This is a genomic window from Symbioplanes lichenis, assembly GCF_030709675.1.
GTDB lineage: Bacteria > Actinomycetota > Actinomycetes > Mycobacteriales > Micromonosporaceae > Actinoplanes > Actinoplanes lichenis.
This window is the reverse complement of the sequence record NZ_JAUZQD010000007.1, coordinates 274,241-289,808: the sequence shown is the minus strand read 5'-3', so window position 1 is coordinate 289,808 and position 15,568 is coordinate 274,241. Positions and strand designations below refer to the sequence as shown.

Sequence of the window (15,568 nt, the reverse complement as noted above, 5' to 3'; positions counted from 1 at the left end):
GGAGCGGTTCGCGCGGCCCGTCGCGCCCCGCGCAAGCCCCCGAGCACGATCACCGTCACGACGAACAACACCGCGCCGGCGGCCGAGGCCGGTCCGAAAGTCGCGTGGACGCTCGTCAGTCCGGCGCTGTGGGCGTACAGGAAACGGAAAAGGCCGGGAAGCACGGGCAGTGCGAGAGCCACCCCCGCGCCGCCGCCGACCAGGGCGACCAGCGCGAGCTGGGTGAGGACCACGACCCGCACGTACGCCGGCCGGACTCCCACCAGCTGCCACAGCGCATAGTCCCGGCGGTGCAGCGCGACGGTCAGGTTGGTGACGGACGACAGCACCACCAAGCCGGCCACCAGGCCCAGGACGAGCACGGTGCTCGCGATCGAAGCGATGGCCGCTCCCTCGATGCCCCGGACGGCGAGCGCGGTCTCCAACTGCGCGGCGACCACCAGGCCGACGGCGGCGGCGCCCGCGGCGACCACGAGGGCGCCCAGCCAGATGCGCAGATCGGTGAGGACGAGCCGGATCACTTCATCACCGCCAGGATCTCGGCCGCCGACGGGCGGATCAGCGATCGGTGCAGCAGGCCGTCCCGCAGCACCAGGACCCGGTCGGCGCGCTCGGCCGCCGCCAGGTCGTGCGTCACCATGACCACCGAGCGCCCGTCCCGGGCGGCGGCACCGAGCAGATCGAGCACCTGGTCGCCCGGCTCCGTGTCCAGCGCACCCGTCGGCTCGTCGGCGAAGACCACATCGGGGCGCAGCGCGAGCACCCGGGCGACAGCGACCCGCTGCTGCTGCCCGCCGGAGAGCGCCGACGGCCGGTGCGAAGCCCGCTCGGCCAGACCGACGGCGGCGAGGGCGGCGTCGACAGCCCCGGCCGCCACCGGGCGCTTGGCCAGGCGGGCGGGAAGGGCGACGTTCTCGCGGGCGGTCAGGGAGGGGATCAGGTTGTACGACTGGAAGACGAAGCCCACGTGCCGGCGCCGCAGGGCGGCCAGCGCGTTGCCGTTGAGCGTCTCCAACCGGCTGCCCATGACGGTGACACTGCCGGAGGTCGCGGGCTCGAGGCCGGACATGCAGTAGAGCAGCGTGGACTTGCCCGAGCCGCTCGGCCCGACGACAGCCACGAACTCGCCGGCCGCGACCGTCAACGACACTCCCTTGAGCACGGGAGTGCGGTCGAAGGTCTTGGTCAACTGGTCGACGATCAGGTTCATGCACCGATCGTCGTCCGCGGCGCGGCCCACGGCGTCGGACCACGGTCCGACCCGGCGTCCTCCCCAGGGAGGACCCCCGCAACCCGCGCGCAACCCGGGGCCCGGGCGCTGGGCAACCGGACGGCAACCCGCAGGGCTTTCCGAGCTTTGCGCGGGGCTTGACGATCGGTTGAGAGCGGCTTGAGACAGGGTGCCGACATAGGCGGCATGACTGTCGCACACCTCATCGCCGTTCCCCCCGTCGTCATCGCCGGCAGCGACCGCGCCGAGTGGCAGTACGGGGACCCCACCGCCGTCGAGTTCAGCATCGTGATCCCCTTCCACAACCCCGGCGCCGCGCTGCGCAGCACGGTCGAGCGCATCTCGGACGCCCTCTACGCCCAGGGCATCCTCTTCGAGGTGCTCGCGGTGTCGGGCGGCACGAAGGACGGCTCGGAGCGCACGCTCGACGACCTGTCCCGCACGCAGGTCATCGCTCGCGGCGACATCCAGGACCGGGGCGCCGCGCTGCAGGCCGGCTTCGAGGCCGCCCGGGGCGCGTGGATCGGCTTCGTCGACGTCGACGCGGACTCCGAGGTCGACCCGTACGAGCTGATCGAGTGCCTGCACCGCGCCCGCGAGGAAGCCTCTGTCCTGGCCTGAAGAGCACCGCACCCTCCCCACGACCCCGTCTGAGACCCCGGCCCCGCTTCGGCGAGCCGGGGTCCGGTCGTTTCCGGGGGCCGGTCCGCGGGTTGTCAGCCGGTTGCACCTTGCGCCGTTCTTGAGGCCGGCCAGACAGGTGCTTGAGGGTGGCGGCCGATCTGACCGGCATGACAGCGACGACGCTCTCCCTCGCCACGGTGCGGGACCTGCAGGCGATCATCGACGCACAGGCGATCCGGCCCACCTTCCAGCCGGTCGTCTCGCTCCAGGACGGCACGGTCATGGCGTACGAGGCCCTGGCTCGCTTCGACCAGCACTTCCCCAACCCGGTGGACGCGTTCACCGCCGCGACCGCCGCCGGCATCGGCGTCGAGCTGGAGCTGCTCGCCCTGCAACGGGCCTTCGAGCACCTCGGCGACATGCCGGAGGGGACGATGCTCACCGCGAACCTGTCGGTCGAGGCGCTGCTCACCCCGCGCGTGCACGCCTTCCTGCTGTCGCACGCCGACCGCAGCATCGCGGTCGAGCTCACCGAGCACGCCCAGGTGCACGACTATCCGGCGCTGATCGCGGTGACCGACGTCCTGCGTGGCGCCGGCATCCTGCTCGCGGTGGACGACACCGGCGCCGGCTTCGCCAGCCTCAGCCACATCCTGCAGCTGCGCCCGGACATCATCAAGCTGGACATCACGCTGACCCGGGGCATCAACGAGGACCCGGTACGCATGGCCCTGGCCCGCTCGCTCGTCGGCTTCTCCTCCGACATCGGCGCCATCCTCATCGCCGAGGGCATCGAGACCACCGACGAGTACGACCGCCTGCGCGACCTGGGCGTCCGCTACGGCCAGGGCTACTATCTCGCCCGCCCCGGCCCGCTGCCCGACCGCGCCCTCATCCAGGCCGGCGCCGACCAGAACTGAGCGAATGCTGAAGTGACGGGCCCGGCGACCGAATAGAGGCATGTCCGCCCCGTCGCAGCCTTACCCGGAGGTCCCGTGTCCAGGCCACGTGCGCTCGTCGTCGAGGACTCGCCCGAGTTCACGCTGCTCTGCACCCATCTGCTCGAGAAGGAAGGCTTCGAGGTGCACGCCGTCACGGACGGCGAGGCCGCCGTCGAGCAGGCGCAGGCGCAGAAGCCGGACATCGCCATCCTCGACCTCGGGCTGCCCGACGTCGACGGCATCGAGGTGTGCCGCCGGATCCGGCAGTTCACCGACGCCTACATCATCATGGTCACCGGCCGCGCCGACGAGGTGGACAAGGTCGTGGGCCTCTCGGTCGGCGCCGACGACTACGTGACCAAGCCGTTCTCCCCACGCGAGCTGGCCGCCCGCATCCAGGCCATGCGCCGCCGCCCGCGGGCCGGCACGGCATCCGGTCCCGGTGCCGCCGTCCGCGAGTACGGCGACCTGCGCGTCGACCCCGAGGTCCGCGAGGTGACCCTGGCCGGCGCCGTCCTCGAGCTGACGAAGATCGAGTTCGGCATCCTGGACCTGCTGTCCTCCGCGCCCCGGCGCACCTTCACCCGCGGGCAGCTGCTCGAGGACGTGTGGGGCGACAACTGGTACGGCGACGACCACATCATCGACGTCCACGTCGGCAACCTGCGCAAGAAGCTCGGCGAGTCGGCCTCGTCCCCGCGCTACATCCGCACCCTCCGCGGCGTCGGCTACCGCTTCGAGCCGCAGAGCTAGGCGCTAGACCATGCGGTGACGGCCCGGCCGGTGACGGCCGGGCTTTTGCGTGCGTGCGGCCAGCCAGGCGGCGCCGGCGGTCAGGGCGGCTGCGGCCACGGCCCACGGGATGAGGCCGCTTGCCCCGGTGCCCGACGCCACGGGCGGCACCGAGCCGACCAGCGTGCGCAGGCTGCCGGCGGGCGTCTGGCCGGTGACCAGGATGCTGGTGCCCGGGCCCGCGGCGTCGGTCACGCGGAGCACGGTGGTGTCGGCGGCCCCCAGGATCGCGGAGGACGCCGGGACGACGAGCACGCGGAGGGCGCCGGACACGTCGGCCGACACCGTGCTGTCGCCCTGCGAGCCGACCTGCAGCTGGACCGTCGAGCCGCCCCGGAAGCCGACCGCGTAGACGGCGAGGTCGCTGGAGGACTCCTGCCACTGCACGGTGAGGGCGTCGGCCGTGCCTCCGTAACCGGGGCCGTCCGCGAGCGCGGCGCCCGGCAGCAGGACGGCACCCATCGTCAGGCCGGCCAGCGCGAGCGCGCTTGACCTGCGGAAACGAGAGGCTGTCACCTCTCCATGGTGCCACGAATGCCCGGAATGCCCAGGGCCCCCACAACCGGTCTGCAACCTTGCGGCGGGCTTGAGGTAGCTCAGAGATTGCATTGAGGGTCGGCCCCGATCGACACGGGCATGACCGCCTCAGCGCTCCCCAGCACCCCCGCCGCCGACAAGAACGCCGTCGAGACCGGCACGGGTCGGGCCCAGCTGTTCGACGCCTCGCGCCTCTGGTCCCCCGCGGACGCCGGCGTCGAGCTGACGGTGGTCGTGCCGTTCTACAACCCGGGGGCGGCGCTGCGGCCCACGGTCGAGCAGCTGATCGGCAAGCTGCGCGCGGAGGGGGTGGCGTACGAGATCATCGCGGTCTCGGACGGCTCCACGGACGGCTCGGAGCGTACGGTCGAGGGTCTCCCCGGGGTCCGGGTCGTCACCGCCGGCCGCAACCAGGGCAAGGGCGCGGCGCTGCACCTGGGCTTCGCGGCGGCGCGCGGGGCGTGGATCGGCTTCGTCGACGCGGACGGCGACATCGACCCCACCCACCTGGTCGACTATCTGCGGACGGCCCGGCAGGGCAACCACCCCGGCGTGTACGCGGACAAGCGGCACAGTGCCTCGGACAGCGCGTCCTCCAAGTTCCGCAAGCTCGTGTCGATGTTCTACTCGACGCTCGTGACGATGCTGTTCCTGCTGGGCATGCGGGACACCCAGACGGGCTGCAAGGTGCTGCGCCGCGACGTGCTCGCCACGCTGCTGCCCCGGATGCGGGAGCGCCGTTTCGCCTTCGACCTGGAGTTCTTCGTGGCGGCCAAGGCGGCGGGCATCCGCGGCTTCGTCGGCGCGCCGGTGCGGCTGGAGGAGCGGGTCGCCGGGTCGACGGTCACCTCGAAGGCGATCCTGCGGACGATCCGCGACACGTTCGTCATCTTCGGCCGGCTGCACCTGACCCGGCAGTACCGGCCCGTGCGCGCCGAGCTTCTCCCCCAGGCGGCTCCGGTGCTGGTGCAGCGGGAGGAGCAGGTGGCTCGCGCCGCGTGACGAAGAGCCACCGGCGCAGCTCGCGCCGATGCTCGACCAGGCCGGCCACGATCAGCCCGGCCAGCGTGAGCAGCGAGGCCGCCAGGCCCAGCCGCAGCCATCGCCACGGGGCATAGCGCACGGAGAAGCCCTCCGAGCGCGCCTCGACGGCCACGGTCCCGGCCGCCGTCCGCCGGGTCGGGAGAGTGCCGGCCCGCCAGCCCGGGGACCATTCCTCGGGGATGACGACCCAGCCGGGCGTACCGGGGGCGACGGCCCAGCTCGTGGAGCTCGTGCGGCGGATGCCACCGGACTCGGCCGAGGGGACGCGACCGGAGGGCGTACCGCCGGGCAGGATCGCCTCGGATCCGAGCTCACCTTGCGCCGCCAGCTCGGTTGCCGCGGCGTAGTCCCCGCTGCGCGCGGCGCCGACCCGTCCGGTGCCTTCGGCGCGGACTTCGTACAGGACCATGTCGTCCGTACGCAGCACAGCCTGCAGATCCCGCTGCCGGTCCAGCCACTCGTAGCTCTCCGCCTCCCGGTCCCGGGCCAGCGCCACATATCCGACGCCGAGCGGGGCGACCAGGCGCCCGAAGCTCCCGTGGCCGCCGTCCACGACGAGCCGTTGCACGTACGCCATCCGCCGCGACGACGAGTTGGTGCGCACCTCGCCCAGCTCCACCGCGTCGCTGCTCAGCACGGGACGGCGGAAGAACGCCCCGGCCGGGGTCGCCACCGTCCGCGAGTCCGTGAAGGCGAACGGCTGGTACTCGTGCCACGGCAGGAACAGCACCGACTCGTCGCCGGCGCCCATGATGCGGTCGGCGGCGTACCAGGCGCCCGGATAGTGGCTGACCCGCACGCTGCCGCCCAGCCCCCAGAAGAGGGAGGGCGCCGAGCCCGCGTAGCCGCTGAACACCGCCAGCAGCGCCGCGCCGCTCGCCAGACGGACGAGAGGCGGGCGCGCCGACAGGCACAGGGTCTTGAGGGCTTCCGCGGTCACGCCGACGCCGGCGGCGTACGCGATCATCGTGATCGACAGCCACTTCTGCTGCTCGCGCATCGCCTGGAACAGGGGCAGATGGTCGAAGGCGAAGCGGTAGACCGGCGCCAGCGGCCCGTGGATGCCGGCGCCGAGCAGCAGTCCGGCCCCGGCGAGCACGGCCAGCGGGACCCCGGTACGCGGCTCGCGGCGGCACAGCAGCGCCAGCCCCGCCGCGGCGCCGGCCACCATCGCCATGCCCGCCACGAAGCCGATGTCGACCTGGGGACTGCTGTCGGAGCTGCCGCGCCAGAAGCCTCGCAGCGACGCGAGGGTCACGAGCATGCCGCCGGGGCCGGCGTGGGGGGCGTACACGTCGAGGTCGCCGCGCCCCACCTTCACCGTGAGGATCGCGCTCAGCACCAGCACCACCGCGTACGCGTAGATGCCGCCCGCCGACAGGATCATGAGCACCGTACGCACCAGATCGCGCTTGCGCGGCCGCGGCAGCACCGCCACGGCGAGCAGGCACAGCCCACCCAGCCACGCGGCATGCGGGCCGACCGCCATGGCCAGCGCGTACCACCCGGCCGGGCGGGCCGCGAACCACGAGCCGCGCCGGCGCGCCCGCAACGCGGAAGCCAGCAGCCAGCACAGCAGTGACACGACCATCAGGAACGCCGTGTGCCCGGCCTGGAGGCGCTCGACGACGAACGGGTTGCAGCACACGAACAGTGCCGCCGGATAGCGCCGGGACCGGCCCCCGCCGATCAGCGCGGAGATGCCGCCCGCCGCCACCGGGAAGTAGCCCAGGATGATCAGCCAGCTCACCGCGCCCGGCCCGACCACGTTGCGCAGGGCCTGGGTGGCCAGCCGGTAGGGCATCGCGTCGAGCGCGGCGGGATCGAGCCCGTACAGGCCGGGGGTCATCGTCTGGTGCGGGCCGCTGACCCAGTCGAGCAGCAGCAGATAGCCGTCGCGGGTCCAGGGCGCCACCACCGCGGCCCCGGCGAGCAGCCCGAGCAGCGCCGACTCGGCCGTCATCCGGGCGGCCCGCGCCTCGAACCCGGGGATCCGCCGGTGCCGCGGCACCACCGCCGTGGTCACCGCGGGCTGTGGGCCGCTCTCACCACAGCCTCGATCACCGGCGCCACCGAGCTGTGCGCGCCCGACGTGTCGACCACGATCTCGGCGTGCCGGGCGGGGCGTTCGGCGAGCAGCCGGCGGAAGCGCTCCTGCTGCGCCTTTTGCTCCGCGAGCGAGCGTTCGGGCTTGCGCTCGTGGATGAGCTCGGCCGGGGCGTCGGGCAGCACGAGCACGTCGGGCGCGGGAACCACCGCCTCGGCGACGCGGGCGGCGGGCGAGCCGGGCCATGGCGACTCGCGGAGGTCGTAGACCCAGCGGTCGGCGACGACGACCTCGCCCCGGGCCACGGCCGGGGCGACGTGCCGGAGGTAGCGCCAGACGTACTCGCCGGCGTAGATCCAGGCGGCGACCTTGCGCAGGGGCGCGTGGGTGAGCACCGGTTCGGGCTTCTCGGCCGGGGCCGGGTCCGTGGAGCCCACGCCCAGGATCCGGCGGGCCAGGGCGACGCCGGGCAGGTTGCCGCGGGCCATCCCGAAGTACGCCGCCCGCGTGGCGAAGCCGAACTCGTGCAGCCCGGCGCGCACCGACTCGGCGACGGTCGACTTGCCCGAGCCGTCCGTGCCGACCAGGGCGACGACGACGCCGCGGGTGCGCAGCCCGTACGGTCCGGCGGCCGGCCCGGCGGGCAGCACCGACCGGCGCTGCGCCCAGGTGGCCGGGGCGGCGCCCGGGGTCAGGCTCCAGGCGGCCAGTCGCAGCCGCGCGCGCCGGGGCAGATCCGGATCGGGGTCCTCGCCTCCGGCCGCGCTGATCAGGTCGGCGGCGACCCGCGCGCCGAGCTGGGTGGTGAGGCGCCGGGCGAGCAGCTCGCGCCCCACCGGGTCGGCCACCGCCCAGGCCGCCCGGGCCTCCACCAGCCGGTACGCGTCCGGCAGCCGCCCCCGCAGCACCGGCCGCACGAGCAGGTCCGCCATCGCCGCCGCCCCGGTGAGCCGGCGGTCCTCGACGGTGACGCCGGCCGCCGGGACCAGCAGCACCGGCCCCACGCGCAGGTCGCCGTAGGTCAGGTCGACCACGGCGGGTCCGGTGGCCGTGCGCACGGCGATGCTCAGGTGGCACAGCCGGCGCGGGTCGTGCGCCTCGGCGATCAGCGCCGCCGGGCCGTGACTGCGCAGGGCGGCGGCCACGCTCTCGGCCGTGCGCTGGGTGCCGCCGAGCCAGATGTCGAGATCCTTGGGGCCGGTGTCCGCGGCCCAGCGCCCGGGTGCGTCCTCGGCGCCCTGCCACGCCCATGGCACCCCGGTCGCGTCGAGCGCCGCAGCGATCGCACGCAGCAGCTCGTCCCGGGTCGGGATGGCTCGGACAGGCAGATAATCGGTCATTTCCCCCGAGTATGACCCTCAGGCGAACGCCACCGTGGCCGTATCCCGAACACGGGTCCGGCGATGACGACCTCGGCGAGGCCGGTGGCCGAAGGCGGCGACGACAGCCATGAGGATCAGCCCGTTCGCCACGGCGTAGGGCGTCAGGTCGACCCCGCCGCGCGCGCTGGCCGCCGGGGGCAGGCCGCCGATCAACGTCCGCGATCCGGCACTCGCGCTGCGCCCGCTGACCAGCACCGACGTCCCGGACAGCCCGGGCCGCGCGCCGAGCATGACGGTGTACTTGACCGTGCCGTTGTCGTCGGCCCGCACGTCCTGCCACGGGTTGCTGCCGACCCGCACCTGGGCCACCGACTTCTTGCGATAGCCGATCGCGGCGATGTTGATCTCGCCGGTCTTCTCGTCGTAGGCCACGGTCAGCCCGGCGCCGGGCGACACGAATTTGCTCTTGGCCTGCTTGGGGGCGGTGTCCGGCCAGAGCGCGAGGACCGCGGCGGCCGCGGCCAGCAGGACCACGGCCACAACGACCCGGACCTTCTTCGGCACGCTGCTCGGCTGGGACATGTCCCCACTATGCGGCGGCTTTTCCGCGTGTGACGCAACCTCACGGCGGAAATGAACAGATCTTGAGTCGCGCGGCCGATAGGCACCCCCGTGACACTCGGAACCGGCCGGCTCGGCCGCCTGCTCGCGGTCGGCGCCGCCCCCATCGCGGTCGCCGTCGCGGCGCAGAGCGTGGGCAACCTGCTCTTCCACGCGGTGGTGGGCCGGACGCTGGACCCGGGCACCTACGGGGCCCTGGGCGCGGTGCTGGCCGCCATGACGATGCTCGGCGTCCCGCTGGGCGCGCTGCAGACGGCCGCGTCCGCCCTCGTCGCCGAGCACGGCCCGAGCCGGGACACGACGCGGCGTACGCTGCGCTCGGTCGGCCTGTGGTCATTGATCCCCGCGGGCATCGTGCTGGCCTGCGCGCCCCTGCTGCGCGACTACTTCCACCTCTCCTCGCTGGCCCAGTCCGCCCAGCTGGCGCCCTACCTGGTGGTGGCCGCGCTCGCCGCGACCGCCCGGGGCCTGCTCCTCGGCGACCGCCGCGTGGCGACCGTCGCCCACACCTACTTCGTGGCCACCGCGATCCGGCTCGGGCTCGGGCTCGCCCTGGTCATCCCCTTCGGCGTCTCCGGCGCGCTGGCCGCGACCGTGCTCTCCGAGCTCGCCGCGCTGCTGGTGGCCCTCCGCCCGCTCCGGGCCAGCGCAGGTCCGGGACAAAACGGGCTGCGGCTCGGCGCGGTCGCGCACGCCGGGATCGCGGTCACCGGGCTGTTCCTGTTCTCCACGGTCGACCTGCTGCTGGCCCGGCACCACCTCGCCGCGGCGGCGTCCGGCGCCTACGTCGCCGCGGCCACCCTGGCCAAGACCGTGCTCGCACTGCCGGCCGGCATCATGGCTGCCGTCTTCCCGCGCCTGCTCGCGGCCCGCAACCGCCCCGGACGCGGCCGCGCGCTGCTCTCCGGCGGACTGGCCGTGACGGGTCCCGCGCTGCTCGGCGCGCTCGTGATCGTCGCGCTGCCGGGCCTGGTGCTCACGGTGCTCTACGGGGACGCGTACGCGGGTGAGACCGGCCTGGTCCGGACGCTGGCAAGCGTGGCCGCCCTGACCTCGTTCGTCACGCTGCTCACCAACGCGGCGCTGGCCCGGGACGCCCGGACGATCGCCGTCCCGTGGCTCGGGGCGGTGCTCGAGGTGGCCCTGATCGAGGTGTGGCACGGCTCCGCCGCGCAGATCGCCGCCTGCTCGGTCGCCGCGCTGGTGCCGACACTGCTGGCGATGTTGCTGCTGGAAGTGCGGGTCTGGGGCCGGGCTCCTCAACCGCAGCCGGTCGCTGCCGAATCTTCCGCTACTGCCGCGACTGCGGCCTGACCCCCTCGGAGCCTCCCGTGCGCATCCTGGTGTTGAACTGGCGCGACCTGTCCCACCCGGCCGCCGGGGGCGCGGAGGTGTACACCGAGCAGGTGCTGCGCCGCTGGGCCGCCGCCGGCCACGAGGTGACCCTCTTCGCCGCCGCGGTCGCCGGGCGTCCCGCGGCCGAGCTGCGCGATGGCTACCGGGTGGTCCGCGCCGGCAACCGGTTCACCGTCTACCGCGAGGCCCGCCGCTGGTACGAGCGCTGCGGCCGGGGCCGGTTCGACATCGTCGTCGACGAGACCAACACCGTGCCGTTCCTGGCCCACGAGTGGGTGGACGACGCCCGGACGGTCGCCCTGGTCCACCAGACGTGCGAGGAGATCTGGCACCACAACGCGCCGCCGCTGGTCGCGCATCTGGGCCGGCTGGCGCTGGAGCCGCGGTGGCTGCACCGGCTGGCGTCGGCCCCGGTGCTGGCCGTGTCCGAGTCGACCCGCGACGCGCTGGCCCGCTTCGGCGCCCGGGACGTCACGGTCGTGCCGGAGGGCTACGAGCCGCCGGCCACGCTGCCGGACAGCGCCAAGGAGAAGGTGCCCACGGCGGTCTTCTGCGGGCGGATGGTCAGCTACAAGCGGCCGTACGACGTCATGCGCGCCCACCAGCTCGCCCGCCGGGAGATCCCGTACCTGCGGCTCTGGATGATCGGCGGCGGCCCGCTGCTCGACAAGCTGCGCGCCGAGGCCCCGGCCGGCGTCGACTTCGTCGGGCGGGTCAGCGAGCGGGTCAAGCACGACATGATGGCCCGCGCCCACGTGCACCTGGCGACCAGCGTCCGCGAGGGCTGGGGACTGGTGGTCACCGAGGCGGCCGCGCTGGGCACACCCACCATCGCGTACGACGTCCCGGGCCTGCGCGACTCCACGTTCGCGGCCGGCGGGGTGGTCGTGCCGCCGAGCCCCGAGGCCATGGCCCACTGGATCACCGAGCTGCTGCCGGGCTGGCAGACGCGGTCCTTCGAGCCCGTTCCCTACGGCGGCGCCCACTCCTGGGACGACGTCGCCACCACCCTCTTCGACGCGGTCTCGCAGCGCGCCGCCTGACTGGCAGGAGTTCCCGTGAGGATCAGTTTCGTCGTGCCGACCCGCAACAACGCCCGTACGCTGGCGGCCTGCCTCGGCTCGATCAAGGCCCAGACGCACCCCGACGTCGAGCTGCTCGTCATCGACAACGGCTCGGCCGACGGCACCCCGGAGCTCGCCGAGCGCTTCGCCGACAAGGTCGAGCAGTTCGGTCCCGAGCGCAGCGCGCAGCGCAACCGCGGCGCCTACCTGAGCACCGGCGACGTCGTCGTCTTCATCGACTCGGACATGGTGCTCGAGCCGCACGTCGCCACCGAGATCGAGCGGCAGTTCGCCGCCGCCCCGGGCACCGGCGCGCTGGTCATCCCCGAGCGGTCGTTCGGCGAGGGCTTCCTGGCCCGCTGCCGGCAGCTCGAGAAGATGCTGTACGTCGGCGATCCGGCCGTGGAGTCGCCCCGCGCCTTCCGCCGGGCGGTCCTCGACGAGCTGGGCGGCTGGGACGAGCAGCTGACCGCCGCCGAGGACTGGGACCTGGCCGACCGGACCCGCGAGATCACCACCATCGGGCGGGTCGGGGCGTGGATCTGGCACGACGAGGGGCGCATCCAGCTGCGGGCGACCTTTGCCAAGAAGCGGTACTACGGCCGCTGGATCGACCAGTATGTACGCATGCATGCGGATTCGAGCGGGGACAAGTTCGCGCGTACGGCGCTGCTGCGCCACCCGGGCCGGCTGCTGCGCCACCCGGTGCTCACGGCGGGTCTCGTGACGTTGAAGGCGACCGAGGCCGCGGGGCTGGTGCTGGGCATCCGGGACAGTCGGGCGGCGGCTCGCTCATGAGTTCCGGGCCGCGCGTCGTGCACCTCATCGCCGAGTTCTCGGCGCACGAGGCCATGGGCCGGACCGTCACCGAGACGGCCGGGCGGGTGCCGGGCACCCATCACCTGGTGACCTCGGCGGCGCACGACGGGCACGCGGTCTTCGCGAGCGTGGACGAGATCGGGGGCGCGGTCGCGTCCTTCCCGCTCGGGCGCACGGCCGCGCTGGCCGGGGTGCTCGCCCGGATCCGGCCCGACGTGGTGCACCTGCACGCCGGGGCGCTCGGCCCGGTGCAGGCCGCGCTGCCGGTGCTCCGGCCGTACAAGACGGTGCTGACCGCGTACGCGTGGCCGACCGTGCCCGGGCCCGCGGCCTGGCGCCGGGCGTCCCTGGCCGAGATGCGCGCCTCGAACGTCCTGCAGCCCCGCGTGGCCCTCACGACCCTCCTGCCGCCCGCGCTCGCCACGGCGGCCCTGCACCGCGCCGGCGTCTCGACCGTGCTCACACCGGACCCGCGGGTCGCCGAGCGCCTGGGCGACCGCGCGGGCATCACGGTGACCCGGCTGCCCTCGGGCGCTCCGGCCGACGAGCGCCGCGCCCGCTTCGACGCCGGGACGCCCACGGTCGTGTTCGCCGGGCGGGCCGAGACCGTACGCGGCCTGGACACCCTGCTCGCCGCCTGGCCCACGGTCCTCGATCGCGTGCCCGGCGCGCGGCTGCGGCTGCTGCTCATCCCGCGGCCCGAGCTGCCGGCGATCCTGGCCCGCGCCGAGTCGCTGGAGTCCGTGGACGTCGTCACCGAGCCGGTCCCCGACCTGCTCGCGGAGCTGGCGGCGGCGCAGGTGGGCACGTGGCCGTTCAAGTTCGACTACACGACGTCGCCGCCCGCGATGGCCGTCGCCGAGGCCATGAGCGTCGGGCTGCCCGTCGTGGCCACCGACGTCGCGTGCGTGCGGGCGGTCCTCGAGCCGGGCGTCAACGGGGTGGCCGTCCCGCCCGCCCGGCCCGCCGAGCTGGGCGACGCCCTGGCGAGCCTGCTGCGCGACGAGGTGTCCTGGCGCCGGTACGCGACCGCGGGGCTGGCGTCGGTGCGCGAGCGGCTGGGCTGGGACCGGGCCGCGGCGGTCACCGCCTCGGCGTACGCGGCGGCTTAGAAGGGGTTGTCATGGGGTTCGCGGCACGCGCGCTGGTCCAGGCCCTCCCGGGTCCGGCGGCGATCGTCGACGCCGACGGGCGCATCCTTGTCGCCAACGACACCGCGGTGTTCCCGGAGGGTTCGCTCTTCGCCGACCCGGGCGGCACGATGCACGTCGCGCCCCTGGAAGCCTCCTGCGGGGCCCAGCGGCGTCTGGTCACGATGCCCCACTCGGACAACTCGGATGCGGTCGCGGCGGCGAAGTCGCAGTTCCTCGCGCTGCTCGGGCACGAGATCCGCACGCCGGTCACCGCCGTCGTGGCGATGGTCGACCTCCTGCGCGCCCAGCCCCTGCCCGCCGAGGCCCGCGAGGTCGTCGACAGCACCCGCCGCTCGGTGCACGCCCTGCGCACGCTGACCGACGACCTGCTCGACCTGGCCCGCCTGGAGACCGGCACGCTGGAGGTTCAGCGGGAGCCGTTCGCCCTGCGCCCCCTGCTCGAGAACGTGGTCGAGCCGTTGCAGCACCTCGTGCGGCGCAAGGGCGTCCTGCTGCTCGCCGCGCCCGCTCCGGAGCTGCCGGCCACGCTCGTCGGGGACGCGGACCGGCTGCGGCAGGTGCTCAGTGCCGTGGTCGGCAACGCCGTGAAGTTCACCGAGGACGGCGAGGTCGTCGTCACGGCCGCTGCCTCCTCCGCGGCCGAGTTCGTCATCACGGTCTCCGACACCGGCCCGGGCATCGCCGCCGGCGACCTCGAACGGATCTTCGCGCCCTTCACCCAGGCCGACTCGTCCGCGGCCCGCCGCCACGAGGGTGCCGGGCTCGGCCTGGCGCTGGCCTCCCGGCTGTGCGAGCGGATGGGCGGATCGCTGACGGCCGAGTCGGCTCCCGGGGCCGGTTCGTCGTTCCACCTGCGGCTGCCGCTGGTCGCCGCGCCGGACCAGCCCGAGTCCGATCCGCTGCCGCTGGCCACGCGCAAGGTCGCGGTCGTGGCGCCGACGCCGCGCTCGCTCACCGCCTTGTCCTGGCTGCTGACCAGCGCCGGCGCCGACCCGCTGGCGGCCACGCTGGACGAGGTCGTCACCGGTGCCACGGCCACCGACACCGTGGTCTGGTGCGACGACGCGCACGACGAGGCGGCGGTGGGCCGGGCGGACGAGATCATCGGCGCGCTCGGCACGTCGGGCCAGGCCCTGATGATCAGTACGACCGACCCGCGCACCGGCGTCGTGCGGCGGCCCGGGATGCTCACGGCGCCCCTGGTGCTGGCCCGGCTCGTCGCCGCCCTCAACCGGGAGCGGACCGGCGTGCGCGGTGCGCCCGTCACGGTGGCCCCGCTCGCCGGCGGCCGGGTGCTGCTCGCGGAGGACAATGACGTCAACCGTACGGTCTTCCGCCGCATGATCCAGCTCCTCGGCGTCGAGTGCGACGCGGTGCCCGACGGGGCGGCCGCCGCGGAGGCGCTGCTCGGCCCGGACCCGTACGACGTGGCGCTCATGGATCTGCAGATGCCCGGCACCGACGGCATCGAGGCGACCCAGCGCGTGCGGGCGGCCGGCAATGAGACGCCGATCCTGGCGCTGACGGCCACTGCCCTGCACGGGGACCGCGAGCGCTGTCTCGCGGCCGGGATGAACGGGCACCTCAGCAAGCCGATCACATTGCCGGAGCTGCGGACGGCGCTGGCTCCGTACCTGTCGGCCAAGCCGGCGCCGGCGACGCCCCTGGACCTCACCCGGCTCCAGGAGCTGGAGGAGCAGCTCGAGGACAGGGCCCTCGTGGTGGCGACCGTGGACACGTTCCTGGCGCAGCTCGACGGGCGCCGGCTCGCGATGTCCGACGCCCTGCGCCGCCACGACGTCGACGGACTGCGGGCCGCCGCGCACACGCTCAAGTCGTCCAGCGCCCTGCTCGGGGCGATGCCGCTCGCCGACGCCTGCGCCGAGCTCGAGCGGCAGGCGACCACCGGGGCGGCCGCCGACCGGCTGACCGAGCTGGTGGAACGCATCGAGAGCGCCGTCAGCGGCGCCACGAAAGGCATGAAGCAGTACCTCGCCGGGGACGAGAGGTGACCGT

14 protein-coding genes and 1 pseudogene are annotated in these 15,568 nt (G+C 74.2%); 9 read left to right on the top strand and 6 right to left on the bottom strand.

The window, feature by feature from the left end:
• Window positions 1-14 precede the first annotated feature (14 nt).
• Window positions 15-362: pseudogene (locus RAN62_RS41165) on the bottom strand (FtsX-like permease family protein); the annotation flags it as partial.
• Between the two features lie 155 nt (window positions 363-517).
• The gene (locus tag RAN62_RS18920) at window positions 518-1,210 is read right to left on the bottom strand and encodes an ABC transporter ATP-binding protein (RefSeq protein ID WP_305786011.1); all 693 of its coding nucleotides are present in this window, start codon (window positions 1,208-1,210) and stop codon (window positions 518-520) included.
• 207 nt (window positions 1,211-1,417) lie between these two features.
• Here RAN62_RS18920 and RAN62_RS18915 point away from each other — a divergent pair, with 207 nt between their 5' ends.
• From RAN62_RS18915 to RAN62_RS18905, 3 genes are all read left to right on the top strand, one after another.
• Entirely contained in the window at window positions 1,418-1,852 is a 435-nt protein-coding gene (locus RAN62_RS18915; RefSeq protein WP_305786010.1) for a glycosyltransferase, read from the top strand.
• Window positions 1,853-2,001: 149 nt separating this feature from the next.
• Complete coding sequence (locus RAN62_RS18910) at window positions 2,002-2,775, top strand: EAL domain-containing protein (protein WP_305786009.1); 774 nt, start codon at window positions 2,002-2,004, stop codon at window positions 2,773-2,775.
• A 75-nt stretch (window positions 2,776-2,850) separates the two neighbouring features.
• Entirely contained in the window at window positions 2,851-3,549 is a 699-nt protein-coding gene (locus RAN62_RS18905; RefSeq protein ID WP_305786008.1) for a response regulator transcription factor, read from the top strand.
• A gap of 3 nt (window positions 3,550-3,552) precedes the next feature.
• Here RAN62_RS18905 and RAN62_RS18900 read toward each other — a convergent pair whose 3' ends face one another.
• On the bottom strand, window positions 3,553-4,104 hold the full coding sequence (locus RAN62_RS18900) for a hypothetical protein (protein ID WP_305786007.1): 552 nt from the start codon (window positions 4,102-4,104) through the stop codon (window positions 3,553-3,555).
• A gap of 120 nt (window positions 4,105-4,224) precedes the next feature.
• On the opposite strand from RAN62_RS18900, the gene RAN62_RS18895 reads away from it, so the two are divergent.
• Complete coding sequence (locus RAN62_RS18895) at window positions 4,225-5,127, top strand: glycosyltransferase family 2 protein (protein WP_305786006.1); 903 nt, start codon at window positions 4,225-4,227, stop codon at window positions 5,125-5,127.
• Here RAN62_RS18895 and RAN62_RS18890 read toward each other — a convergent pair.
• Genes RAN62_RS18890 through RAN62_RS18880 form a run of 3 tightly spaced genes read right to left on the bottom strand, consistent with a single transcriptional unit; the run spans window position 5,012 to window position 9,120 of the window.
• Window positions 5,012-7,195 carry a hypothetical protein gene (locus RAN62_RS18890; RefSeq protein WP_305786005.1) on the bottom strand — a complete coding sequence of 728 codons (2,184 nt, stop codon included), beginning with the start codon at window positions 7,193-7,195 and terminating at the stop codon, window positions 5,012-5,014. The genes RAN62_RS18895 and RAN62_RS18890 overlap by 116 nt on opposite strands.
• Window positions 7,192-8,556 (bottom strand): thymidylate kinase, encoded by a 1,365-nt coding sequence (locus RAN62_RS18885; protein ID WP_305786004.1) that lies wholly within the window; start codon window positions 8,554-8,556, stop codon window positions 7,192-7,194. Before RAN62_RS18885 ends, RAN62_RS18890 begins: the two co-directional genes overlap by 4 nt.
• A gap of 18 nt (window positions 8,557-8,574) precedes the next feature.
• The gene (locus RAN62_RS18880; RefSeq protein ID WP_305786003.1) at window positions 8,575-9,120 is read right to left on the bottom strand and encodes a hypothetical protein; all 546 of its coding nucleotides are present in this window, start codon (window positions 9,118-9,120) and stop codon (window positions 8,575-8,577) included.
• A gap of 90 nt (window positions 9,121-9,210) precedes the next feature.
• On the opposite strand from RAN62_RS18880, the gene RAN62_RS18875 reads away from it, so the two are divergent.
• Genes RAN62_RS18875 through RAN62_RS18855 form a run of 5 tightly spaced genes read left to right on the top strand, consistent with a single transcriptional unit; the run spans window position 9,211 to window position 15,564 of the window.
• Window positions 9,211-10,473, top strand: coding sequence for a polysaccharide biosynthesis protein (locus RAN62_RS18875; protein WP_305786002.1), 1,263 nt, complete (start codon window positions 9,211-9,213; stop codon window positions 10,471-10,473).
• Window positions 10,474-10,490: 17 nt separating this feature from the next.
• Window positions 10,491-11,558, top strand: coding sequence for a glycosyltransferase family 4 protein (locus tag RAN62_RS18870; RefSeq protein WP_305786001.1), 1,068 nt, complete (start codon window positions 10,491-10,493; stop codon window positions 11,556-11,558).
• A 15-nt stretch (window positions 11,559-11,573) separates the two neighbouring features.
• On the top strand, window positions 11,574-12,377 hold the full coding sequence (locus RAN62_RS18865) for a glycosyltransferase family 2 protein (RefSeq protein WP_305786000.1): 804 nt from the start codon (window positions 11,574-11,576) through the stop codon (window positions 12,375-12,377).
• A complete protein-coding gene (locus tag RAN62_RS18860; protein ID WP_305785999.1) occupies window positions 12,374-13,510 on the top strand; it encodes a glycosyltransferase family 4 protein in 1,137 nt (378 codons plus the stop codon). The genes RAN62_RS18865 and RAN62_RS18860 overlap by 4 nt, the downstream gene beginning before the upstream one ends.
• A gap of 11 nt (window positions 13,511-13,521) precedes the next feature.
• Window positions 13,522-15,564, top strand: coding sequence for an ATP-binding protein (locus RAN62_RS18855; protein ID WP_305785998.1), 2,043 nt, complete (start codon window positions 13,522-13,524; stop codon window positions 15,562-15,564).
• The last annotated feature ends 4 nt before the right edge of the window (window positions 15,565-15,568 follow it).